The sequence below is a fragment of the Streptomyces sp. NPDC029151 genome, assembly GCF_055564315.1.
This window is the reverse complement of the sequence record NZ_JBVHWQ010000004.1, coordinates 686,952-708,836: the sequence shown is the minus strand read 5'-3', so window position 1 is coordinate 708,836 and position 21,885 is coordinate 686,952. Positions and strand designations below refer to the sequence as shown.

General features: G+C 71.8%; 23 protein-coding genes and 1 rRNA gene. 16 read left to right on the top strand and 8 right to left on the bottom strand.

Going from position 1 to position 21,885, the window contains the following annotated elements; all coding sequences use genetic code 11:
- The 10 genes from rrf to ACZ4VF_RS19800 all read left to right on the top strand — a co-directional run.
- Nucleotides 1-93, top strand: a 5S ribosomal RNA gene (gene rrf, locus ACZ4VF_RS19845); the annotation flags it as partial.
- A gap of 73 nt (nt 94-166) precedes the next feature.
- The gene (locus ACZ4VF_RS19840; protein WP_467927345.1) at nt 167-811 is read left to right on the top strand and encodes an HAD family hydrolase; all 645 of its coding nucleotides are present in this window, start codon (nt 167-169) and stop codon (nt 809-811) included.
- Between the two features lie 92 nt (nt 812-903).
- Nucleotides 904-1,614 carry a VC0807 family protein gene (locus tag ACZ4VF_RS19835; protein ID WP_467927344.1) on the top strand — a complete coding sequence of 237 codons (711 nt, stop codon included), beginning with the start codon at nt 904-906 and terminating at the stop codon, nt 1,612-1,614.
- Between the two features lie 87 nt (nt 1,615-1,701).
- Nucleotides 1,702-2,946, top strand: a complete 1,245-nt coding sequence (locus ACZ4VF_RS19830) for an MFS transporter (protein ID WP_467927342.1) — start codon at nt 1,702-1,704, stop codon at nt 2,944-2,946.
- Nucleotides 2,897-4,069, top strand: coding sequence for an acetoin utilization protein AcuC (locus tag ACZ4VF_RS19825; protein ID WP_467927341.1), 1,173 nt, complete (start codon nt 2,897-2,899; stop codon nt 4,067-4,069). The genes ACZ4VF_RS19830 and ACZ4VF_RS19825 overlap by 50 nt, the downstream gene beginning before the upstream one ends.
- Before the next feature lie 95 nt (nt 4,070-4,164).
- Nucleotides 4,165-4,980, top strand: coding sequence for a phosphatase (locus tag ACZ4VF_RS19820; RefSeq protein ID WP_467927339.1), 816 nt, complete (start codon nt 4,165-4,167; stop codon nt 4,978-4,980).
- Nucleotides 4,981-5,109: 129 nt separating this feature from the next.
- Complete coding sequence (locus tag ACZ4VF_RS19815) at nt 5,110-5,322, top strand: helix-turn-helix domain-containing protein (RefSeq protein ID WP_121791081.1); 213 nt, start codon at nt 5,110-5,112, stop codon at nt 5,320-5,322.
- 134 nt (nt 5,323-5,456) lie between these two features.
- The gene (locus ACZ4VF_RS19810; protein ID WP_003948845.1) at nt 5,457-5,555 is read left to right on the top strand and encodes a 30S ribosomal protein bS22; all 99 of its coding nucleotides are present in this window, start codon (nt 5,457-5,459) and stop codon (nt 5,553-5,555) included.
- Nucleotides 5,556-5,805: 250 nt separating this feature from the next.
- Nucleotides 5,806-6,867 (top strand): NAD-dependent epimerase/dehydratase family protein, encoded by a 1,062-nt coding sequence (locus ACZ4VF_RS19805; RefSeq protein ID WP_467927338.1) that lies wholly within the window; start codon nt 5,806-5,808, stop codon nt 6,865-6,867.
- Nucleotides 6,868-6,881: 14 nt separating this feature from the next.
- Nucleotides 6,882-7,928 carry a lysophospholipid acyltransferase family protein gene (locus ACZ4VF_RS19800; RefSeq protein ID WP_467927337.1) on the top strand — a complete coding sequence of 349 codons (1,047 nt, stop codon included), beginning with the start codon at nt 6,882-6,884 and terminating at the stop codon, nt 7,926-7,928.
- 89 nt (nt 7,929-8,017) lie between these two features.
- Here the strand turns inward: ACZ4VF_RS19800 and ACZ4VF_RS19795 are convergent, their stop codons facing one another.
- The 3 genes from ACZ4VF_RS19795 to ACZ4VF_RS19785 all read right to left on the bottom strand — a co-directional run bounded on the left by ACZ4VF_RS19795 (nt 8,018) and on the right by ACZ4VF_RS19785 (nt 11,656).
- Nucleotides 8,018-9,277 (bottom strand): DUF5667 domain-containing protein, encoded by a 1,260-nt coding sequence (locus ACZ4VF_RS19795; protein WP_467927335.1) that lies wholly within the window; start codon nt 9,275-9,277, stop codon nt 8,018-8,020.
- Nucleotides 9,278-9,512: 235 nt separating this feature from the next.
- Complete coding sequence (locus ACZ4VF_RS19790; RefSeq protein WP_189297858.1) at nt 9,513-10,292, bottom strand: ECF subfamily RNA polymerase sigma factor, BldN family; 780 nt, start codon at nt 10,290-10,292, stop codon at nt 9,513-9,515.
- A gap of 443 nt (nt 10,293-10,735) precedes the next feature.
- Nucleotides 10,736-11,656, bottom strand: coding sequence for an HAD family hydrolase (locus ACZ4VF_RS19785; protein ID WP_467927334.1), 921 nt, complete (start codon nt 11,654-11,656; stop codon nt 10,736-10,738).
- 138 nt (nt 11,657-11,794) lie between these two features.
- Here ACZ4VF_RS19785 and ACZ4VF_RS19780 point away from each other — a divergent pair, with 138 nt between their 5' ends.
- From ACZ4VF_RS19780 to ACZ4VF_RS19760, 5 genes are all read left to right on the top strand, one after another.
- Entirely contained in the window at nt 11,795-12,067 is a 273-nt protein-coding gene (locus ACZ4VF_RS19780; RefSeq protein WP_467927332.1) for a glutaredoxin family protein, read from the top strand.
- A 280-nt stretch (nt 12,068-12,347) separates the two neighbouring features.
- The gene (locus ACZ4VF_RS19775; RefSeq protein WP_467927331.1) at nt 12,348-13,124 is read left to right on the top strand and encodes a redox-sensing transcriptional repressor Rex; all 777 of its coding nucleotides are present in this window, start codon (nt 12,348-12,350) and stop codon (nt 13,122-13,124) included.
- Nucleotides 13,121-14,800, top strand: a complete 1,680-nt coding sequence (locus tag ACZ4VF_RS19770) for a glutamyl-tRNA reductase (RefSeq protein ID WP_467927330.1) — start codon at nt 13,121-13,123, stop codon at nt 14,798-14,800. Before ACZ4VF_RS19775 ends, ACZ4VF_RS19770 begins: the two co-directional genes overlap by 4 nt.
- The gene (hemC, locus tag ACZ4VF_RS19765) at nt 14,797-15,792 is read left to right on the top strand and encodes a hydroxymethylbilane synthase (RefSeq protein WP_467927329.1); all 996 of its coding nucleotides are present in this window, start codon (nt 14,797-14,799) and stop codon (nt 15,790-15,792) included. Before ACZ4VF_RS19770 ends, hemC begins: the two co-directional genes overlap by 4 nt.
- Nucleotides 15,789-17,495 (top strand): bifunctional uroporphyrinogen-III C-methyltransferase/uroporphyrinogen-III synthase, encoded by a 1,707-nt coding sequence (locus ACZ4VF_RS19760; protein ID WP_467927327.1) that lies wholly within the window; start codon nt 15,789-15,791, stop codon nt 17,493-17,495. The genes hemC and ACZ4VF_RS19760 overlap by 4 nt, the downstream gene beginning before the upstream one ends.
- Before the next feature lie 156 nt (nt 17,496-17,651).
- On the opposite strand, the gene ACZ4VF_RS19755 is transcribed toward ACZ4VF_RS19760, so the two are convergent.
- Nucleotides 17,652-18,218, bottom strand: coding sequence for a hypothetical protein (locus tag ACZ4VF_RS19755; RefSeq protein WP_467927326.1), 567 nt, complete (start codon nt 18,216-18,218; stop codon nt 17,652-17,654).
- The gene (locus ACZ4VF_RS19750) at nt 18,215-18,646 is read right to left on the bottom strand and encodes a hypothetical protein (RefSeq protein ID WP_467927325.1); all 432 of its coding nucleotides are present in this window, start codon (nt 18,644-18,646) and stop codon (nt 18,215-18,217) included. Before ACZ4VF_RS19750 ends, ACZ4VF_RS19755 begins: the two co-directional genes overlap by 4 nt.
- A gap of 201 nt (nt 18,647-18,847) precedes the next feature.
- Here ACZ4VF_RS19750 and hemB point away from each other — a divergent pair, with 201 nt between their 5' ends.
- On the top strand, nt 18,848-19,849 hold the full coding sequence (gene hemB / locus ACZ4VF_RS19745; protein WP_467927324.1) for a porphobilinogen synthase: 1,002 nt from the start codon (nt 18,848-18,850) through the stop codon (nt 19,847-19,849).
- A 123-nt stretch (nt 19,850-19,972) separates the two neighbouring features.
- On the opposite strand, the gene ACZ4VF_RS19740 is transcribed toward hemB, so the two are convergent.
- The 3 genes from ACZ4VF_RS19740 to ACZ4VF_RS19730 all read right to left on the bottom strand — a co-directional run bounded on the left by ACZ4VF_RS19740 (nt 19,973) and on the right by ACZ4VF_RS19730 (nt 21,883).
- Nucleotides 19,973-20,482 carry a hypothetical protein gene (locus ACZ4VF_RS19740; RefSeq protein WP_467927323.1) on the bottom strand — a complete coding sequence of 170 codons (510 nt, stop codon included), beginning with the start codon at nt 20,480-20,482 and terminating at the stop codon, nt 19,973-19,975.
- 100 nt (nt 20,483-20,582) lie between these two features.
- Nucleotides 20,583-21,407 (bottom strand): DUF4253 domain-containing protein, encoded by an 825-nt coding sequence (locus tag ACZ4VF_RS19735; RefSeq protein ID WP_467927322.1) that lies wholly within the window; start codon nt 21,405-21,407, stop codon nt 20,583-20,585.
- Nucleotides 21,408-21,493: 86 nt separating this feature from the next.
- Nucleotides 21,494-21,883, bottom strand: coding sequence for a VOC family protein (locus tag ACZ4VF_RS19730; protein WP_467927320.1), 390 nt, complete (start codon nt 21,881-21,883; stop codon nt 21,494-21,496).
- Nucleotides 21,884-21,885 lie beyond the last annotated feature (2 nt).

Below are 21,885 nucleotides of genomic sequence, written 5' to 3'. Positions count from 1 at the left end.
ACGCCCGGTTACATTCCGAACCCGGAAGCTAAGCCTCACAGCGCCGATGGTACTGCAGGGGGGACCCTGTGGGAGAGTAGGACGCCGCCGAACAATCTTTGGGAAAACCCCCGCATCGGGTCGATGCGGGGGTTTTCTGCGTTCCCGGTCGATTAGGGTCGTCCGCATGCGCTATGACCTCGTCATCTTCGACAACGACGGTGTCCTCGTGGACAGCGAGCCCATATCCAACCGGCTCCTGGCCGCCTACCTCACCGAGTTGGGCCACCCGACGACGTACGAGGACTCCATCCGCGACTACATGGGATCGGCGATGCACCGCATCCACGAGCTGGTCCTGGAGCGGACGGGACAGCGGCTGCCGGCGGACTTCGACGAGGTCTTCCACCGGCGGGTGTTCACCGCGTTCGAGCGGGAGTTGCGGCCCGTGGCCGGTGTGGCCGGCGTACTGGAGAAGCTGGCCGCGGACGGGGTGCCGTACTGCGTGGCCTCCTCCGGGAGTCATGCGCGGATACGGGTGGGGCACCGGACGACCGGGCTCGACCGGTTCTTCACGGAGGAACGCGTCTTCAGCTCGGAGGACGTGGGGCGGGGCAAGCCGGCGCCGGACCTGTTCCTGTACGCCGCCGAGCGGATGGGGGTGGCCCCCGAGCGGTGTGTGGTCGTGGAGGACTCCCCGCTGGGCGTGCAGGCCGCCGTGGCGGCCGGGATGGACGTGTACGGGTTCACCGCCATGACACCGGCGGCGCGGCTCGTGGGTGCCGGGCAACTCTTCGAGGACATGGGCGCGTTGGCCGACCTGCTGGTATGACCGGGCTCCGGGGCTCGTGCTGACATTTGTCATGCGGAGCTGCGGACGTTCGTTTCTACTGCCCGACCCCGTTCGGCGGCGAAGCTGGGGGCATGACGAAGAAGACGGGGAACCAGGGCCGTAAGCCGACCGCGCTGGACAACTTCAAGCCGCTGCTGGTCGATGTGGCGGTGCCGCTCGGCTCGTACTACCTCCTCAAGGGTTGCGGGATGAGCACCTTCGCGGCGCTCGCCTGGAGCAGCGTCGTGCCCGCGGTGCGGACCGTGTGGAGCCTGGTCAGGGAGCGGACGACCAACGGGCTGGCGGGTCTCATGCTCGTCGTGAACGTCGTCTCGCTGCTGCTGAGCTTCCTCTCCGGCGACCCGCGGCTGATGCTCGCCAAGGACAGCGCCATCAGCAGCACGGTCGCCATCGGGATCCTCGTCTCCGTGTGGCTCGGCAGGCCGATGATGACCGCGGGCATGAAGCCCTTCCTCGTGAAGGGCGACGCGGACAAGGAGGCCGCCTGGCAGCGGCTGGTGTCCGGGGCGGCCGCCGAGTCCGCGGCCTTCCGGTCCAAGGAGCGCGCGTTCTCCGTGGTGTGGGGACTGGCTCTGCTCGCCGAGTGCGTCGCGCGGGTCGTGGGTGCCTACACCGTCCCCGTGGACACCATGGTGTGGCTGGGCACCGTCTTCATGGTCGCCGCGATGGCGCTCGGGTTCGTGGTCAGCGGTGGCCTCGCCGTCGGGCCGATGGAGCGGATGCTCGCGGCCGAGACGGAGGCCGGCCGGGAGCAGCGGCCCACGCCGGCCCTCGCCGCCTGATCACCGCTCGGCAACGGCTGAAGCTGAGGGAAATTCATCTTTGGCCGGATCTACCCACAGGTAGCCAGGGGCCCTACGCTCGCCGCCATGACTGATGTGCTGCGGCGCGGCAGGGCCTCTCTGGCGTTCGGCTTCTTCGCCCAGGGCGTCGCCTTCGCCCTGCTGGTGACGCGCATCCCGGCCGTCCAGGACCGGTACGGCGTCTCCGACGCGCTGCTCCCGGCCTTCCTGGCCGCCGTGCCGGTCCTCGCCGGGATCGGCAGCGTGACGACCGAGCAGCTGGTGAAGCGGGTCCGGCCCAGCCGGCTGCTGCGCTGGTCCCAGCCGGTGGTGCTGCTGGCTCTGCTCGGCGTCGGGGCGGGCGGGCAGGGGCAGGTGGCCGGGCTGGCGGTGGCGCTCGGCGTCTTCGGCCTGGCGGTGGGGGCGCTGGACGCGTCCATGAACATGCTCGGGGTCAGCCTCCAGCGGTCGTACGGGCGCAGCATCATGCTCAGCTTCCACGCCGCCTACAGCCTGGGCGGCATCCTCGGGGCGTCGCTGGCCTGGGCGGGGGCGCACTGGCACCTGGCGCTGTGGGTGTCGTACCTGCCGGTGGTGGCCGTGCTGCTGCCGGCGACGCTGGTGGGGAGCCGGTGGTACGTCGACGGTGACCCGGCGCCCGGGCGGGAGACCCCGGCCGGCGGAGGGGGCGTCGGCGGAGAGAGCGCCGGCGGGGGTGTCGTCTTCAAGCTGCTGCTGCCGCTGTGCCTGGTGATGACGTTCGCGTACATCGGGGACTCGACCGTCTCCAACTGGAGCGCGAAGTACCTGAAGGACGTGCTGGGCAGCTCGGAGCAGCTGGCGACCGTGCCGTACAACGTGTACATGGTGACGACGCTGGCGGGGCGGGCGCTCGGGGACTCGGGGGTGCGGCGGTTCGGGGCGGTGGCCGTGGTGCGGGCCGGGGCGCTGGTCGCGGCCGGCGGGTTCGCGGTGGTGGCCGTGGCGCCCGGCGCCTGGGCCGGGATGCTCGGGTTCACCCTGCTGGGGCTGGGGCTGTGCGTGCTCGTGCCGCAGACCTTCGCGGCGGCGGGCAGGCTGTTCCCCGGGGCCTCCGACGCCGCGGTCGCGCGGCTGAACATCTTCAACTACGTGGGTTTTCTGGTCGGTTCGCCGTTGGTCGGGGCGCTCGGGGACGCCTGGAGCTACCGGGGGGCCATGCTGGTGCCGATGGTGTTGGTGCTGGTGACCATGGGGTACGCCAGGTCGTTCGCCCCTCAACCGGACCGATACGGTGGCGGACATGAGCGGCCGCGCACAGCTGATGTGGGACGAGGCAGTAACGGGCTATGACTTCGGCCCGAGCCATCCGATGGATCCGGTCCGGCTGGACCTGACCCGCCGGCTGGTCGGTGCCTTCGGGCTCGACCGGGAGGTGGAGGTCGTCGCGGCCAAACCGGCCGGCGAGTCGACGCTCCGGCTGGTCCACCGGGAGGACTACATCGACGCGGTGAAGGCCGCGTCGGCGGATCCGGCGGGCGCGGACGGGGCGTACGGGCTGGGTACGCTCGACGACCCCGCGTTCGCCGGGATGCACGAGGTGTCCGCGCTGATCGCGGGGCAGTCGGTGGGGGCGGCGGAGGCGGTGTGGCGGGGGGACGCCGAGCACGCCGTGAACTTCGCGGGCGGGCTGCACCACGCGATGCCGGGCGGGGCGTCGGGGTTCTGCATCTACAACGACGCCTCCCTGGCGATCGCGCGGCTGCTGGAGCTGGGCGCCGAGCGGGTCGCCTACGTCGACGTCGACGTCCACCACGGGGACGGGGTGCAGGCCGCGTTCTGGGAGGACCCGCGGGTGCTGACCGTCTCGCTGCACGAGCATCCCCGGACGTTGTTCCCGCAGACGGGGTGGCCGGAGGAGACCGGGGCGGGCGCGGGGGAGGGGGCCGCGGTCAACCTGGCGCTGCCGGCCGGGACCGGGGACGCGGGCTGGGTACGGGCCTTCCACGCGGTGGTGCCGGAGCTGCTCGCCGATTTCCGGCCGCAGGTGCTGGTCACCCAGCACGGGGCCGACACGCACTTCGAGGACCCGCTCGCCCATCTGGCCGTCTCGCTGGACGCGCAGCGGGCGGTGCAGGTGGCCTGCCACGACCTGGCGCACGCGTACGCGGGGGGCCGGTGGGTCGCGCTGGGCGGGGGCGGGTACGCGGTGGTGGACGTCGTGCCGCGGTCGTGGACGCACCTGGTGGGCATCGCGGCGGGGAGGCCGGTGGCTCCGGAGACGGTGATCCCCGAGAGCTGGCGGCAGGAGGTGTTCGCGCGGACCCGTCAGTTGGGGCCGCAGCGGATGACGGACGGGCGGTGGCCGGTGGCGTACGAGGAGTGGGAGGCCGGGTACGACCCCGCCGACCGCGTGGACCAGGCCGTGCTGGCGACGCGACGGGCCGCGTTCCCGCTGCGGGGGCTGCTCCCGTAGCGCCGCCGTGGGGGTGCGGTCGGCATTAGGCCAACCGTGCGGCGTTCCCGCCGTTTCCGCCCCGCCCGCGCTCCCGGTGGGTCACCATCGCATCCGTGTGGTCCCCCGCCCGTCTCCGTGCGCATCTGGTGGCCGCCCGGCTGGCCGGGGTGGTGGCGACCTCGCGGGAGGACAGCCTGCGGAGCTATCGGCTGTTCGCGGCCCGGGACCCGCGCGTGCTGCTCGGGATCGATCCCGAAGGGCCCTGGGAGTTCCGGGACCTGATCGGGCTGATGGCGCGGAAGTGCGGGGTCTCGGACGATCCCCGGTACACGACCGGCCCGGACGCGATCGATCCGGAGCGGACCCTCGCCGCGCTGGACGCCTTCGCCGGGCGGATCCGGGCGGTGGCCCGGCGCGGTGCGCCCGTGCTGCTGGGGACCGGGCACCCGCACCGGCTGCTGGGTTTCTACGCCGGTCTCGCGGACGCCTTGTCGGCGGCGGGATGTGAGGTCCTCACCCCAGCGCAGGGTCGCTGTGTCGACATATTGACCCGGTTCGGTCTACGTCCCCATCACCTCGACTACGTACGAGGGGTTGGGCTGGTGCGGGAACCGGCGAGCGAGCGCCCCGGTTGTGAGCCGGGTGCCCACACCCATTCGCCCCTCCCGGTTCGGGTCGCGCTCGACGCCGCCGCGGCGGCCGGCGGGCCCCTGCCCGAGCTGGTCGTCGGCGACCACGGATGGGTCTGCGGTGCAGGTCAGCTGGGGTTCGAGGCCATCGGGCTGGCCGACACCGACGATCCCGCGCTGTTCGTCGGGGAGGCCGAGGGACGGGTGTCCGTCGTCGTTCCGGTTGATGACGCCGTGCGGTCTGCTCACTACCGGCCGCTGGCCCGCTACGTGCTCAATCGAGCGTGTCTGTCACAGTAGGCCGCCGATGGGTGCACCTCTTCCCCACTCGCATCACCCGCCCCTAGTCTGGGGAGTGAGCACGCAACGACGAAGAGTCACCGGAAGGGGAAGCCGGTGGCCGTCGAGTGCGGAAGGTTCAGGTGTGTCATGGCTGCAGCTGGCGAGAGGCCTCTGAACGAGGTTCAGTTCCTTACCGTGGCGGAAGTCGCCTCGGTGATGCGAGTGTCGAAGATGACCGTGTACCGCCTGGTGCACAGCGGTCATCTGCCCGCGATCCGGGTGGGACGTTCGTTCCGCGTCCCGGAGCAAGCGGTACACGAGTACCTCCGCGACAGCTATGTGGGGGTGGAGACGGCCTGACGACGGCTCCCGGGCGACCGGGGGCGCCCCTCGATTACGACCTCGGCGCTCGGTTGGGTAGGCTAGCCCCTCGTAGGTCGTGTGGGCCCATGGCGCCCAAACAACCGAGACATGAGAAGTGAGCGAGGGTAGTCGTGGGCTCTGTTATCAAGAAGCGGCGTAAGCGGATGGCCAAGAAGAAGCACCGCAAGCTGCTCAAGCGCACGCGCGTGCAGCGTCGTAACAAGAAGTGATTTCGCCCCCCGCGTCAGCGGGGGTGTTACGAGAGCGGCCGCGCCGCGGGCGTACAGCTGTGGCCCCCCACCAGCACTGGTGGGGGGCCACAGGCATGTTCAGCCGGGGGCCGGAACCCCCGCCGTGTATCGATGGGGGAAATTCCGTCACCGCGTGCACCGCGGGTCGTCACACGGCGACATCGACCGGCTAGGTTGGCCGCACACGGGAACGCGGGATACCGGTTACGCGGGAAGGAAGGCGCTGATCTTGGGAAGGGTCGTGCTCGTCACCGGAGTGGCCCGGCAGCTGGGCGGCCGGTTCGTACGGCGGATCCAGCGGGACCCGGAGGTCGACCGTGTCATCGCGGTGGACGCGGTGCCCCCGGCCCACCATCTGGGCGGAGCCGACTTCATCCAGGCCGACATCCGGCAGCCGACGATCGCCCGTGTGCTCGCCGAGACCGGCGCCGACACGGTCGTCCACATGGACGTGACCGGTACCGCCCTCGGCGGCGGCAGCCGGGCCACGGTCAAGGAGACCAACGTCATCGGCACCATGCAGCTGCTCGGCGCCTGCCAGAAGTCGCCGGCCGTGCGGCGGCTGGTGGTGAAGTCCAGTACGAACGTCTACGGCTCCGCACCGCGCGATCCGGCCGTCTTCACGGAGACCACCCCGCCCAAGTCGCTGCCGAGCGGCGGCTTCGCGAAGGACGCCGTCGAGGTCGAGGGGTACGTGCGCGGTTTCGCCCGGCGGCGGCCGGACGTCGCCGTGTGCGTGCTGCGGTTCGCCAACATCCTCGGTCCCACCGCGGACACGCCGCTCGCCTCGTACTTCGCGCTGCCCGTCCTGCCGACCGTGTTCGGTTACGACCCCCGGCTGCAGTTCGTGCACGAGGACGACGTGATCGAGGTGCTGCGGATCGCCTCCCACGAGCCGCGTCGGGGCACCCTCAACAGCGGCACCTTCAACATCGCCGGGGACGGTGTGCTGCCGCTCTCGCAGTGCTCGCGGCGGCTCGGACGGCCCACCGTGCCCTTGCTGCTGCCCGCGGTCACCTGGGCCGGCTCCCTGGTGCGTACGCTCGGTATGACGGACTTCTCGCCGGAGCAGATCCGGCTGCTCACCCACGGGCGGGTGGTGGACACCGTCCAGATGCGCGAGACGCTGGGCTTCACGCCCCGCTACACGACGGCCGAGACCTTCGCGGACTTCGCGCGCGGCCAGGGCCCCGGACTGCTGCCGCCGGAGACCCTCGCGGCGGCCGTGGACCGGCTCGCCGCGCTGACCGCGAGGGCCGGCGGCCACCCCCAGACGCACAGCGCCAACTGAGGAGAGCGGCAACGATGGCTGACGCCAAGGTCATTCCGTTCGACGACGACCGGTCCCGCGGGGGCGCCGCACAGCGCCCGGCGCGGCGCCGGTCCGTGGGGAGCAGGCGCGGCGAGGCCGGTGCCGTCCAGCCCCTGCCGGGCCGGGAGCGGCTGCGGGAGGGCGGTCCCGTCAGCGGTGAGGGGCAGCCGCCGGAGCCTGCGCGGAGCGGCGCCGGGGACGGCGGCCTGGAGCAGCGGGTGGCGGCCGGGCTGGCCTTCCTGAGGCGCCGGCTGACCGGGGAGTACGAGGTCGACGACTTCGGTTACGACGAGGAGCTGACCGACCAGGTCCTGATGTCACTGCTGCGGCCGGTGTACGAGAAGTACTTCCGGGTCGACGTGAAGGGCATCGAGAACATCCCGGCCGAGGGCGGGGCGCTGATCGTCGCCAACCACTCCGGCACGCTGCCGCTGGACGGCCTGATGATGCAGGTGGCGGTGCACGACCGGCACCCGGCCGGCCGGCACCTGCGGCTGCTCGCCGCCGACCTCGTCTTCGTGCTGCCGGTGGTGAACGAGCTGGCCCGCAAGCTGGGGCACACGCTCGCCTGCGCGGAGGACGCGGAGCGGCTGCTGGGCCAGGGCGAGCTGGTCGGGGTGATGCCGGAGGGGTTCAAGGGCATCGGGAAACCTTTCAGCGAGCGGTACAAGCTCCAGCGGTTCGGCCGGGGCGGTTTCGTCTCCACGGCCCTGCGGCAGGGGGCGCCGATCATTCCGTGCTCGATCGTCGGGGCGGAGGAGATCTACCCGATGATCGGCAACGCCAAGACGCTGGCGCGGGTGCTGGGTTTCCCGTACTTCCCGCTGACACCGACGTTCCCGTGGCTGGGGCCGCTGGGTGCGATTCCGCTGCCCACCAAGTGGACGATCCAGTTCGGCGAGCCGATCCCCACGGACGGGTATCCGCCGGAGGCCGCGGAGGATCCGATGCTGATGTTCAACCTGACCGACCAGGTACGGGAGCAGATCCAGCACACGCTGTACAAACTGCTGGTGCAGCGGCGGTCGGTGTTCTTCTGAGCTCTCGTTCTCCTGGTGCGCGTCCGTGGACGGCGTCGGGGGCGCCCCTGCTCGGATAGGGGCGCCCCCGACGCCGTGACCACGGGCCGCTAGTCCGTGTCCTCGCCGTCGATGCCCAGGCCCGGGAGCAGGTCGGGGATGAGCGGCGGGATGGTGACGTCCGGCTGGCCCGGGATGGTCCTGCCGGCGGACGGGGAGCTGCCCTCCGACCCGGTCTTCGGCGGGTTGAGCAGGCCGCCCGTGTCGCCGCCGATGAGTCCGTCGCCGCTGCTGCCGGTGGCCGAGCCGCTCGGGGAGCCGGTGCCGGTGTGCTTGCCGGCGGACGGGGTGCTGCCGGCGGAGGCGGACGGGTGCGACCGGTGGCTGCCGGAGGACCCGGTGGACGAGGGGCCGGAGCCGCCGCCCTGACGGCTGCCTCCGCCGGTCCGCGACGGCGACGGCGGGAGCAGGGACTGCAGCGGGGCGACCTCTTCGTCTATGGCGTCGAAGACCGACGACACCTGCTGTTTCACATCGCCCAGCTGCACGGGCAGCCTGTCGCTGAGCGCGCTCCACGCCTCGCGGTGCGAGCGGGAGAACGCGGACAGCGCCTGGATGGGACCGAGGGACTCCGGGTCGGCCTCGTAGGCCGCGTGGAGCAGGCGGTGGCCCTCGGTGACATCGTGCTGCATCCCGGACAGGGTGCGGCGGATCTCGCCGATGGACTCGTGGTCCAGGTGGCCGCCCCGGCCGCGCTCCAGCAGCCGGCGGGCCTCGCTGAGCCGGGTGGAGGCCTGGTCGAGGTAGGTCTGGCCGCGCTGGTCGTCGCCGTCCGCCAGGTAGTTGAGCTTGAAGTCCTCGATGCCGCGTTTCAGGCCGTACAGCGAGTCGCCGGGAAGGGCGTCGGAGCTGGCGGCGGCGACCCCGCCGAAGGCCCCGGCGGCCACGCCCACGCTGAGCCCGCCGGCCGCGAGGCCCTTGGTCAGCCTGGTGCGCGGGCGGAGTTTGCCCAGCGGACTCGCCCGGTGTGCGCCCTTCGCGCGAGGGGACGGGGAAGCCGCTTCGCTCCCTTTCTGCTTCGGTACCGACGCGTCCACCGCCCCGGTCCCCTCCTGGAGCATGGCCTCCATCGCGGCCACCAGCTGGGCCCGTTGGACGACCTTGACCTCCGGGTCGAGCTGCGGCTTGGGCAGCGCGCCGAGTCCCGTCGCCAGGGCCAGCAGCTCGCCCTGATCGGAGCGTTCCTCGGGGGTCGGCGGCGATCCCGCCGGGCTGTCGGACTGCTCGGCCGCCGTGTCCCGGTCGGACTGCTCCTCCAGGGCCTGGGCGAAGGCGTTCGCCCGCCGGTGCGCCGATACGTTCGCGATCACTGGCGGCACCTCCTCTCGTCATGACGGTCGACTCCCCAGGGGGTCCTGAGGGTTGCACGTCCTTGACCGCTTCCCACGATCGAGCGATCGGGGCCGGCCGGGACGTGACCACAGGGAGCCTGTATCCCGCACAACGACTGGCGCGGCACTTGGGTTACGGACGGCGGACGACCGGATCGGAAAGGCAACGGACTTTCACCGTACGTGAGTTGGCTGTCGCCTTCGGTCACCTGGTTCAGCGGGCGTCGTCCGGCAGCAGCCGGGCGAGCGTGCGTACGGCGCGGTACTGGAGGGTCTTGATGGCGCCCTCGTTCTTGCCCATGACCCGGGCGGTCTCGGCGACCGAGAGGCCCTGGAGGAAGCGGAGCGTCACGCACTCCTGCTGCTGCGGGTTGAGCCGCCGTACGGCGTCGAGCAGGGCGGCGTTCGACAGGGACTCCAGGACGGAGTCCTCCGGGGAGCGCTCGACCTCGTTGGCGTCGAGCATCTCGCCGGTGGTGACCTCCAGCCGGAAGCGGCTGGACTTGAAGTGGTCGGCGACCAGGTTCCGGGCGATGGTGACCAGCCAGGCGCCGAAGTCGCGGCCCTGCCAGGTGAAGGTGCCGATCCTTCTGAGCGCCCGCAGAAAGGTCTCGCTGGTGAGGTCCTCGGCGGTCGCGCGGCCGCCGACGCGGTAGTAGATGTACCGGTAGACGGTGTCGCTGTACTGGTCGTAGAGGCGCCCGAAGGCCTCGGCCTCGCCGGCCTGGGCGCGTTCGACGAGATCCATCATCCGGGCGCTGTCGCTGTCGGCGGCCGGTCGGCGGGCGGTGGCCGCGCCGGTGGCACGCCCTCGTCTGCCGACGGCGGCGCTGCCGTCGGCCAGTGCGTAGCACGGGCCCGCTGGCGCGGCGGCGGCGAAGGCGGGGACGGCGTACGCGGTGGGGACGAAGCCGCGCAGCGTCTCTTTGACCGTCGCGACCGTTGCGCGCAGCGTAGCCAGGCCCGAGGCGTCAACCCCGACGTGTGGGTACACGGGACTCCCAGAGGCAGAGCTTCCATCACGTGCAGTGCGGGACCGTTCACCCGTCGTGGCGACGGAGGGGTACCGGTTTGCGTCTGAGGAGAATAACGCTTCGTACAGGCACTGCTACACCGAGTTGCTCAAATCATCGATTGCGTCGCTTCTGTGGTCGTTTGATGGTGGGTCAAGTTCCGCAACGTGATCGCTTGTTGACCGGAAAACGGCGTGTTTCGGTGAAGTGCGGGGCGTGTTGAACGGGGTGATGTACACGAGCGCGTTCAAAGCGCGCGGAGCGTGGCGCGGCGAGCGCCCCGCGGGTGCGGACGAGCGCCCCCCGGAGGGGGGAGGGCGTCCCCGGAGGGGGTGAGCGTCCCGGGGGAAGGGTTGAGCGTCCCGGGGGAAGGGGTGAGCGTCCCGGAGGAAGGGGTGAGCGTCTCGAAGGGGCCGGGCGAGGGTCAGCGCCGGCGGCGGCTGAGGGCGATCGCCGCCGCCGTGCCGCCGGCGACCGCGCCGACGCCCGCCGCCGCCGGGATGCCGACCTTCGCCGCCTTGCGGCCCGTGCGGTAGTCCCGCAGGCGCCAGTCCTTCTCGCGGGCGTGCCTGCGGAGCTTGGCGTCGGGGTTGATGGCGTAGGGGTGGCCCACCAGGGACAGCATGGGGATGTCGTTGTGGCTGTCGCTGTAGGCGGCGCAACGGGAGAGGTCCAGGCCCTCCGCCGCGGCGAGGGCGCGGACCGCCTCCGCCTTCGCCGGGCCGTGCAGCGGCTCGCCCACCAGCTTGCCGGTGTACACGCCGTCGACGGACTCGGCGACCGTGCCGAGCGCGCCGGTCAGGCCGAGGCGGCGGGCGATCACCTGGGCGATCTCCACCGGGGCCGCGGTGACCAGCCACACCTTCTGGCCGGCGTCCAGGTGGGCCTGGGCGAGGGCGCGGGTGCCGGGCCAGATCCGGTCGGCCATGTACTCGTCGTAGATCTCCTCGCCGATGGACTCCAGCTCGGCGACCCGGTGGCCCTTGACGATCGACAGGGCCGAGTCGCGGGCGTCCTGCATGTGTTCCGGGTCCTCGACCCCGGCCAGCCGGAACCAGGCCTGCTGCCAGGCGAATCTGGCCAGGTCACGGGTCTCGAAGAACTTCCGCTTGTACAGTCCCCGGCCGAAGTGGAACAGCGCGGCGCCCTGCATGACGGTGTTGTCCAGGTCGAAGAAGGCGGCCGCCCTGTCGTCGCCGAGCACGGGGAACTGCGGTTCCTCCGGCTTCGCCGGCGGGGTCTCCTGCGAGGACTTGCGGGCAGCCTCCGCCGAGGCCTCGCCTGCCAACACGCTCCGCGCCGTGGCGGAGCGCCTACGGGGGGTGAGCCATCCGAGAGCGGCCATGACGTGAGCATAGCCAGTCTGTTCGGTGGTTCCGGCGTCGCGAGGTTGGCGCGGTGTGAACTCTGTGCGACCCGGCCGTGAAAGAAGCGATCCGGAATCCGATCCGCAACGGGCGCGGACGGGGCGAGAATGGCCGGTATGAGTCCCCTCTTCCGACGCAGGGCCGAGCCGCGCGCGCGGCTGGTCACGCTCATCCGCAAGCCCGGCTGCCATCTCTGCGACGACGCGCAGGCGGTGATCGAGAAGGTGTGCGGCGACCTGGGTGTGCCGTGGGAGCCGAAGGACATCACCGAGGACCGGGAGCTCCACAACCGCTACTGGGAGCAGATCCCCGTCGTGCTCGTCGACGGTGAACAGCACACCTTCTGGCGCGTGAACGAGGAACGACTGCGTCGTGCACTGACCGACTAGTCCAAACTGGCCGGAAAGTCGCTTAGGATCGACGGCGGTTTGGTCTCGGGGGCGGGATTCGTGAGGAGAGTGTGCGGTTTTGCCCCCAGTAACGAAGGAACGCCTGTGCGTATGCGCCGGTTCCCGCCCGGGGCGTGAAACCCGCGTGACCCCGGTCACTTCTGCCGGGCAAATCGGACACCATCTTTGTGCACGCGTTCACAAAGACATAGCCTGCTGTCGACGGGGCGGTCTGGGGACGTATGACCGCCTGCAGCCCCGCTCTACCCGCAGGAGCACCGTGGCAACTGGCCGAACACACCGACCGGCGACCCGTAGCCGAGGAATTCCCGAGGCCACCGTCGCCCGGCTTCCGCTGTACCTCCGAGCCCTGACCGCGCTGTCGGAGCGCTCGGTCCCCACGGTCTCCTCCGAGGAGCTGGCCGCGGCGGCGGGGGTCAACTCCGCGAAGCTGCGCAAGGACTTCTCGTACCTGGGCTCCTACGGAACGCGCGGTGTCGGCTACGACGTGGAGTATCTCGTCTACCAGATCTCCCGCGAACTCGGCCTGACCCAGGACTGGCCGGTTGTGATCGTCGGTATCGGCAACCTCGGCGCCGCGCTCGCCAACTACGGCGGTTTCGCCTCCCGCGGCTTCCGCGTCGCCGCGCTCATCGACGCCGACCCCGCCATGGCCGGCAAGCCGGTCGCGGGCATCCCGGTGCAGCACACCGACGACCTCGAGAAGATCATCAAGGACAACGGGGTCTCCATCGGCGTCATCGCCACCCCCGCCGGCGCCGCCCAGCAGGTCTGCGACCGGCTCGTGGCCGCCGGAGTGACCTCCATCCTGAACTTCGCGCCGACCGTGCTCTCCGTCCCCGACGGCGTCGACGTGCGCAAGGTCGACCTCTCGATCGAACTGCAGATCCTCGCCTTCCACGAGCAGCGGAAGGCCGGCGAGGAGACCGCCGCGGGCGACGGCGCGCTGCCCGCCGCCGCTCCCCGGGACGTGTCCACCGACACCTCCTCCGACCAGGGGCCCGACGGGGACGTCCCCGCCGTGATGCCGGCATGAGCCTCCTCGTCGTAGGCCTCAGCCACCGCAGCGCCCCGGTCAGCGTGCTGGAGCGGGCCGCGCTCGGCGCGGACGCCCAGACCAAGCTGCTCCAGGACACGGTCGCCGCCGAGCCCGCCACCGAGGCCGCGGTGCTCGCCACCTGCAACCGCATCGAGCTCTACGCCGACGTCGACAAGTTCCACGCCGGTGTCGCCGAGCTGTCCACGCTGCTCGCCCAGCACAGCGGCGTCGGCCTGGAGGAACTGACCCCGTACCTGTACGTCCACTACGAGGACCGGGCCGTCCACCACCTGTTCTCGGTGGCCTGCGGCCTGGACTCGATGGTCGTCGGCGAAGGCCAGATCCTCGGCCAGATCAAGGACTCCCTGGCCCGCGCCCAGGAGCTGCACACCGCCGGCAAGCTGCTGAACGACCTGTTCCAGCAGGCCCTCAGGGTCGGCAAGCGCGCCCACTCCGAGACCGGCATCGACCGCGCCGGGCAGTCCCTGGTCACCTTCGGCCTGGAGCAGCTGGCCGCGGGCGGTGACGTGCGCGAGTGGGCCCTGGGCCGCACCGCGCTGGTCATCGGCGCCGGGTCGATGTCGTCCCTGGCCGCCGCGACGCTCGCGCGCGCCGGGGTCGCCGAGGTCGTCGTCGCCAACCGGACCTTCGAGCGCGCCGAGCGGCTCGCGCGGATCCTCACCGAGTCCGACGAGAACACGGTGACCGCCCGCGCGGTGCCCATGGACGCGGTGGCCGCCGAGCTGACACGTGCCGACGTCGTCGTCTCCTGTACCGGGGCGACGGGGCTGGTGCTCACGGCGGAGGCGGTCGCGCAGGCCGTCGAGGGCCGCACCGGCGCCCCCGTCGCCGAGATCGCCGGCACCGCTCGTACGCCCGCCCAGGCCAAGGCGCCGCTGACGGCCGCCGCCGACGAGAACTGCCCGCTGGACCTCGCCGCCGCACAGCCCGGCTTCTCCCTCATGGGCGAGGCCGCCGTGGCCGGCATGGACGCGGCCACCCTGGAGCAGCACGCGGCCTGGGTCGCGGGCAGCACGATCGACCGCCGGGAGCGCCGTACCCCGGAGGCGGACGCCGAGCTGATCACCGCGCTCGCCGCGACCGCCGCCACCGTCGGCCGGATCCCCGAGCGGCGCAGGCCGGAGCCGGTCGCCGAGCGCCCGGCCCCCTCCGTCTTCCTCCTCGACCTGGCCATGCCCCGCGACATCGACGCGGCCGTGCACCGGCTGGCCGGGGTCCGCCTGGTCGACATCGAGTCGCTCGCGGAGGCCTCCGCCGACGCGCCGATGGCGGCCGACGTGGACCAGGTCCGGCGTATCGTCTCCGACGAGGTCACGGCCTTCGGCGCGGCACAGCGGGCGGCGCACATCACGCCCACCGTGGTCGCGCTGCGCGCCATGGCCGCCGACGTCGTCGCCGGCGAGATCGCCCGCCTCGACGGCCGCCTGCCCGACCTGGACGAGCGCCAGCGCGGCGAGATCCGCCAGGCCGTGCATCGGGTCGTCGACAAGCTGCTGCACGCGCCGACGGTACGGGTCAAGCAGCTCGCGGCCGAGCCCGGCGGCGCCGGGTACGCGGACGCGCTGCGCACCCTGTTCGACCTCGACTCCGAGACGGTGGCCGCCGTCTCCCGGGCCGGGGACAGCACAGACACGAAGGACCGACCGGCATGAGTGAGAAGGCTTTGAGACTGGGGACCAGGCGCAGCAAGCTCGCCATGGCCCAGTCCGGGCAGGTGGCCGAGGCCGTCCGCCAGGTGACCGGGCGCCCCGTCGAGCTGGTCGAGATCACCACGTACGGCGACGTCTCCCGGGAGGCGCTCGCGCAGATCGGCGGCACCGGCGTGTTCGTCACGGCGCTGCGCGACGCACTGCTGAGGGGCGAGGTGGACTTCGCGGTTCATTCGCTCAAGGACCTCCCGACCGCGCAGCCCGAGGACCTGGTCCTGGCCGCCGTACCGGTGCGCGAGGACCCGCGGGACGTGATCGTCGCGCGCGACGCGCTGAAGTTCACCGACCTGCCGCGCGGAGCACGCGTCGGCACCGGTGCGCCGCGCCGCATGGCGCAGCTGAACGCGTACGCCCGCGCCCACGGACTGGACATCGAGACGGTCCCGATCCGCGGCAACGTCGACACCCGCATCCGGTACGTCCACGACGGCGAACTGGACGCGGTCGTGCTGGCCGCCGCCGGCCTCAGCCGGATAGGCCGGATCGACGAGGTGACCGACTTCCTGTCGGTCGACACGGTTTTGCCCGCCCCCGGCCAGGGGGCCCTGGCGATCGAGTGCGCCGCGGACAACGCGGATCTCCTCGCCGCGCTCGGCGAGCTGGACGACCCGTTCACACGGGCCGCCGTCACCGCCGAGCGGTCACTGCTCGCCGCCCTGGAGGCCGGTTGCAGCGCACCTGTGGGCGCGCTGGCCGACCTTCCCCCACTCTCGGCTCCGCTCGAGCGGGGGGACCCCCATGCCGACGGGCAGATTGTCAAGGAAATGCGCCTGCGCGGCGTCGTCGGCACGACCGACGGCACCCGCATGGTGCAGCTGTCCACCACCGGTCCCGTGCCCCAGACGCACGACCAGGCGACGGCACTCGGTCGCGAACTCGCCACCGAGATGCTTGCCCAGGGCGCGGCCGGTCTGATGGGGGAGCGAGCACAGTGAGCCCCACCGCCCTTCCTGCCGCCGGTCCTGAACACGGGCACGTCACCTTCCTCGGTGCCGGACCCGGAGATCCGGGACTGCTGACTCTGCGCGCTGTGGAGGCGCTGTCGCACGCGGACGTCCTGGTCGCCGAGCACGAGGTGCTCGACGTGATCCGGACGCACGCGCGGCAGGGCGTCTCCGTCGTGCAGACGGACACGGACTCCTCCGCGGTGTCCCCGCCGGGCACGCCCCAGCTGACGGTCGTTGACGGCACGTCAACACCCGCCCCCGTCCCCGCTGCTGCCCGGGATGCCGCTCATCTTGTCATGGAGGCCGCGCGCGGCGGCAGGCGGGTCGTCCGTGCCGTGTCCGGGGATCCGGGACTCGATACGTGCGCGGCGGAGGAAATGCTCGCCTGCGCCGCCGCCGGGGTGCCCTTCGAGGTCGTCCCCGGTGTCGCGGCCGCGGTCGGCGTGCCCGCGTACGCCGGTGTGCCGCTGCGCGGCGCCGAGGGCGCGGACGTCCGGTTCGTGGACGCCCGCACCGCCTCGGACCGCTGCTGGACCGAGGTCGGCGCCTCCGACGGCACGGTCGTCGTCTCCACCACCCTGGACGCGGTGGCGGCCGCGGCGGGCGAACTGGTCTCGGCGGGCCGCAAGCCCGACACCCCCCTCACGGTGACGATCGCCGGTACGACGACCCGCCAGCGCACCTGGACGGCGACCCTCGGCACGATCGCGCAGACCCTGAAGCAGGCGAAGGTCCTCCCGTCCCCCGACGGGAGCCGGCCGGTGATAGCCGTGGTCGGCGAGCGCAGCGCCGCCGACCGGCGCGACCAGCTGTCGTGGTTCGAGTCCAAGCCGCTGTTCGGCTGGAAGGTGCTCGTGCCGCGGACGAAGGAGCAGGCGGCGTCGCTCTCCGACCAGCTGCGGTCCTACGGCGCGGTGCCGCACGAGGTCCCGACGATCGCGGTGGAGCCCCCGCGCACCCCGCAGCAGATGGAACGCGCGGTCAAGGGCCTGGTGACGGGCCGCTACGAGTGGATCGCGTTCACCTCGGTCAACGCGGTGAAGGCCGTCCGGGAGAAGTTCGAGGAGTACGGCCTCGACGCCCGTGCCTTCGCGGGCATCAAGGTGGCCGCGGTGGGCGAGCAGACGGCCAAGGCGCTGATCGCCTTCGGCGTGAAGCCGGACCTGGTGCCGTCGGGCGAGCAGTCGGCGGCCGGCCTCCTGGAGGACTGGCCCCCCTACGACCCGGTCTTCGACCCGATCGACCGCGTCTTCCTGCCCCGCGCCGACATCGCGACCGAGACGCTGGTCGCCGGTCTGATCGAGCTGGGCTGGGAGGTCGACGACGTCACGGCCTACCGCACGGTCCGCGCCTCGCCGCCCCCGGCGGAGACCCGGGAGGCGATCAAGGGCGGCGGCTTCGACGCGGTGCTCTTCACGTCCTCCTCCACGGTCCGCAACCTGGTCGGCATCGCGGGCAAGCCGCACAACGTCACGGTCATCGCGTGCATCGGCCCGGCGACGGCGAAGACGGCGGAGGAGCACGGACTCCGGGTGGACGTGATGGCTCCGGAGCCGTCCGTCCACAAGCTGGCCGAGGCCCTCGCCGACTTCGGCATGAAGCGCCGAGCCGCCGCGCTTCAGGCGGGCGACCCGGTGACCCGGCCCAGCGAGCGGCGTCCGGGGGCGCGCAGGCGCCGCTCCACGACGTGACCTCCGGCTGATGCCGTCCCCAGGGGTGCCCGGGCTTCTGCCCGGGCACCCCTGCGGCGTTCCGTGCCGCCGTCAGTGCCCGGAGGCGTACGGCAGGAAGGTCGCCCAGGCGGTGGGGGAGAGGGCGAGGCGGGGGCCGGTGGGGTTGCGCACAGGTCACGACCATCCTGCGACATCCCAGCAAGGAGACCACCACTCCTCCCGGTCCCTGAATTCTTTCCGTCGTGCGTCCGACAGGGCGGCCTCATCGCCTCGGTGGTAGGCCTGCCGGGCCGCCTCGACATCCTGGATCGTGTACCGAATCGCCCTGGCAATCTCGGAATCGCCCACGGTCCGAGCCGCCTCTTCCAGTTGTTCGACGTACCTCTTGACCGACACGTCATCGGGGTTCAGCAGTGATACGGGAACTCCGCCTTGATATGAGGCGTGCAGTGCCTGGGAACAGCCTGCGTGTTTCGCGTTGGTCTTCTGGTTCTTCTTCTGCACGTGGTCGTAGGCCGCCCAGGCTCCACCGCCGAGGATTCCCACCACGATCAGAGTGACGAGGCCGTTCTTCACCGACGTGACAACAGCACCCCACGGAAAGGCCACGGTGCGCTTGCCCGGAGCGTGGAAGTGGTTGTTCTGGACGCTGTTGTTCCCGTCCTGCACGGCAGCCGGACCGTGGAATTCACTGTGCTGGGGGCTACTGCGGCCATGGTCGTCGCGCTGCGGTGCGGTCATCCGCTGTGGCCGAAGTGATTGTCCTGACGATTGTTGTCGCCCGTCTGAATCGCGGTCGGACCGTGGAAGGTACTGCCCGCGAAGGGGGCTGGGGCGTCGGGTGGAGTGAGAGGCCCGCTGTCGATCAGCGCACGAAGTTCCGCGACCGCGGCGTGCAGCTCGGCGGCCTCCAGCCGGGTCAGCAGAACCACGAACCCAGCCTGCCAGGCAGCGGCCTGGCCGCGCGCCGCTTCCCCGCCCGGGCCGTCCGCCAGGGCTGCCGCGGCCCGGTCCAGACGTCGCCTCTCCGATTCCTCACTCTCGTGGCTCCCCCGGGCCATCAGGCGCGCGGCGCGATCCCGGATCGCGTTCCACCCATCCGTGCCGGCCGCCTGCACCATTGACGCGCCCCCAGCCGAGGCCAACGCCATCAGCGACTCCGAGATCATCCGCCCACTCCCTCCGGCGACGGCCCTTCACCACGGGCACGCCTCCCCCTCAGCGCAAGCGCTACCAAGCTAGGTGACCGCGCGCGCGACGTCGCGCGAAACGGGTGCATCCAGCGGCTGCCCCGGGTGATCCCGGACCACCCTTCCCGTCCGACTCCGCGTCGGCAAAGGCATGGGTCGGGCGGGCGTAGCGTAGAGGGCATGACGAAGTACGGATCCTTTCCCGGTACGCGTCCCCGACGGCTGCGCACCACCCCCGTCATGCGCCGCATGGTCGCCGAGACCCGGCTGCACCCCGCCGACTTCATCCTTCCGGCGTTCGTCCGGGAGGGCGTCAGCGAGCCGGTGCCGATCGGGGCGATGCCCGGGGTCGTGCAGCACACCCGGGACAGCCTGAAGAAGGCCGCGCTGGAGGCCGCGGAGGCCGGGGTCTCCGGGATCATGCTGTTCGGCGTGCCGGAGGACGGGAAGAAGGACGCCCAGGGCACGGCCGGCACCGACCCGGACGGGATCCTCCAGGTCGCCCTGCGGGACGTCCGCGCCGAGGTCGGCGACGACCTGCTCGTCATGTCCGACCTGTGCCTGGACGAGTTCACCGACCACGGGCACTGCGGGGTGCTGGACGCCGAGGGCCGCGTCGACAACGACGCCACCCTGGAGCGGTACGCCGAGATGGCGCAGGTGCAGGCCGACGCCGGTGCCCACGTCGTCGGCCCAAGCGGCATGATGGACGGTCAGATCGGCGTCATCCGCGACGCGCTCGACCAGATCGGCCGCGAGGACGTCGCGATCCTCGCCTACACCGTCAAGTACTCCTCCGCGTTCTTCGGCCCCTTCCGCGAGGCCGTCGCCTCCTCCCTCAAGGGCGACCGCAAGACCTACCAGCAGGACCCCGCCAACTGGCGCGAATCCCTGCGGGAGCTGGAGCTGGACCTGGCCGAGGGCGCCGACATGGTCATGGTCAAGCCGGCCGGCCCCTACCTCGACATCCTCGCCCGGGTCGCGGACGCCGTGGACGTGCCCGTCGCCGCCTACCAGATCTCCGGCGAGTACGCGATGGTCGAGGCCGCCGCCGAGAAGGGCTGGATCGACCGGGACCAGGCGATCTTCGAGACCCTCACCGGCATCAAGCGGGCCGGCGCGCGCAACATCCTCACCTACTGGGCCACCGAGGCGGCCCGGAAGCTGCGCCACGCACACTGACCTCACCACCGGAGGGCAACGCCTTCACAGGTGAGGGGCCTGCCGGCACGACGCCACCGCGCCGACCGGCAGGCCCCTCACCAAGGGACGGACGGCCCTATCGGTGGCCCGGCCCGCGTCGGATCACGGGCTGCCGGGCTTCCAGCCCAGGTACGTGCCGCTGATCGCGGTCTTGTAGTTCGACTTGAAGCCGATCGCGCCGTTGGACGCGGCGTCCGTCATCCACACGCCGCCCCTGCCGTCCGACAGGCCCACGTGCCAGTAGGGGCTTGCCGTCTTCCAGAACACGAAGGCCCCGATGGGCGGAGTACCCGTCGTGTGCCGGGCTCCGTCGTCGTCGGACTGCCAGTGTGCCTTGGCTGAGTAGTGGACGATGTGACGCTTCCAGGCCGACGCCACCGCGTACTCGCAGCGGCCGTGGTAGGAGGTGTCGCCCTTGTGGGACACGAACCAGTTCATGGCGTCGATGACCGGGGAGCCGAAGGGGGCCACCGGAGCGGCGGCGGGACGCGGCGCGGTCTCCAGCGCCGTTCCGGTGTCGGCCGAGGCGACACCGGCCGCCGACGCGGTCAGTGCCAGGCAGAGGGCGGCACCGGCGACCGGTCCCGCCAGACGGTTCCCGAGTCGTTTCAAAGTAGGCAAGTTTCCCCGTTTTCATAAGGTCTGATGATGGTCGTGCATCCTGGGATGCCCCGCCAGTATGACCGTCGCGGGTTGGGCCGCGGCGACCGGGTCAGTCCCACCAGAGGAACCAACTGGTCGCCCCCACCAGCTCCTTGGCGTACGTCTCCACGCTCCCCGGACCGCTCTGCACCACGGCGTCCGGGCACAGGGCGTAGTGCTCGGCGGCCAGCGTCTCGGCGTCGGCCAGGGTGCCGGGCGGCGCCGCCACGGACACCACCAGGGCGTCCGGGCCGAGCGCCACGACCCGGACACCGAATCGGTCCTCCCACGACCGCAGCACCGCGCTGATCCGCCCCACGTCCGCCTCGTAGTTCAGCGAACCCGTCCAGCCGATCGCCGCCGGTATGTCGGCGGATCGACGGGCCGGCACCAGCGCCAGATGCGGTTCCTCGATCCGCTCGGCCCACATGCCCCGGTCGCTGTGCAGTGCGTCGGCGATCTGCGCGGCACGGCTCCCCGGGTCGGCGGACAGCACACCGGCGGACGCGAGCCCGGGCCACTCGGGCCCGAACGGTTCGCTCTCGGCGGTGAGCTGACCGCCCGTCTCCTCCTGCCAGTACTCCGCGAGGATCTCCTCTACGTCGTGGTCCCCCGGATACGAGGCATCCCCGGGCGCCAGTGCCCAGTCCTCGATCCCGGACCGGCAACCGGCCAGGTCCACCAGCACCGGCACCAGCCCGGCCCGGGCCGCAGGCGCGCCCAGCGCCTGCCAGGTGCCGGGCGCGGACACCTTCTCCGCATGCCACAGCAGCGGTTCGTGCCAGTGCCCCTCGTCCGTTTCGTCCACGAGCCTGCCGGGCGGCAGCCGAAGCCCCAGGGAACGCCCACTGGGGTCGGTGGCCAGCCTGGGCAGCGGGTTGGGAAGAGTCGCCATACCCGTGACTGTAGGGCCGGCCACTGACAACGCCCTTGACCTGCCGGTTCGTTGACGACGAGGGGGGTCGGCCGGCCGTCCGCGGGTCAGACCAGCGTGGTGATGCAGAACGGGTGGCCCGCCGGGTCCAGCAGCACCCGCCACCGGTCCGGCTGCGGCTGGGACTCCGGCTTGGTCGCGCCCAGGGTCAGCAGGTGGGCCTCGGCCTCGTCCAGGTCGTCCACGCCCACCTCGATGTGGGCCTGCTTCTCCTGGGCGGGGTCCGGCCAGGTGGGACGGCGGTAGTCGGCGAGGCGGTTGAAGCCCAGGCCCGCCGTGCCGTCCTTGCCGCCGAGGAAGACGAAGTCGTCGGAGGAGAAGGCGACGGACAGGCCGAACATCTCGCCGTAGAACCGGGACAGTTCGACCGGGTCGGCGCAGTCGAAGGTGACGGCGGCGTAGCGGAACAGGGGTGCGGAAGCGGTGTCTGTGCTCATGG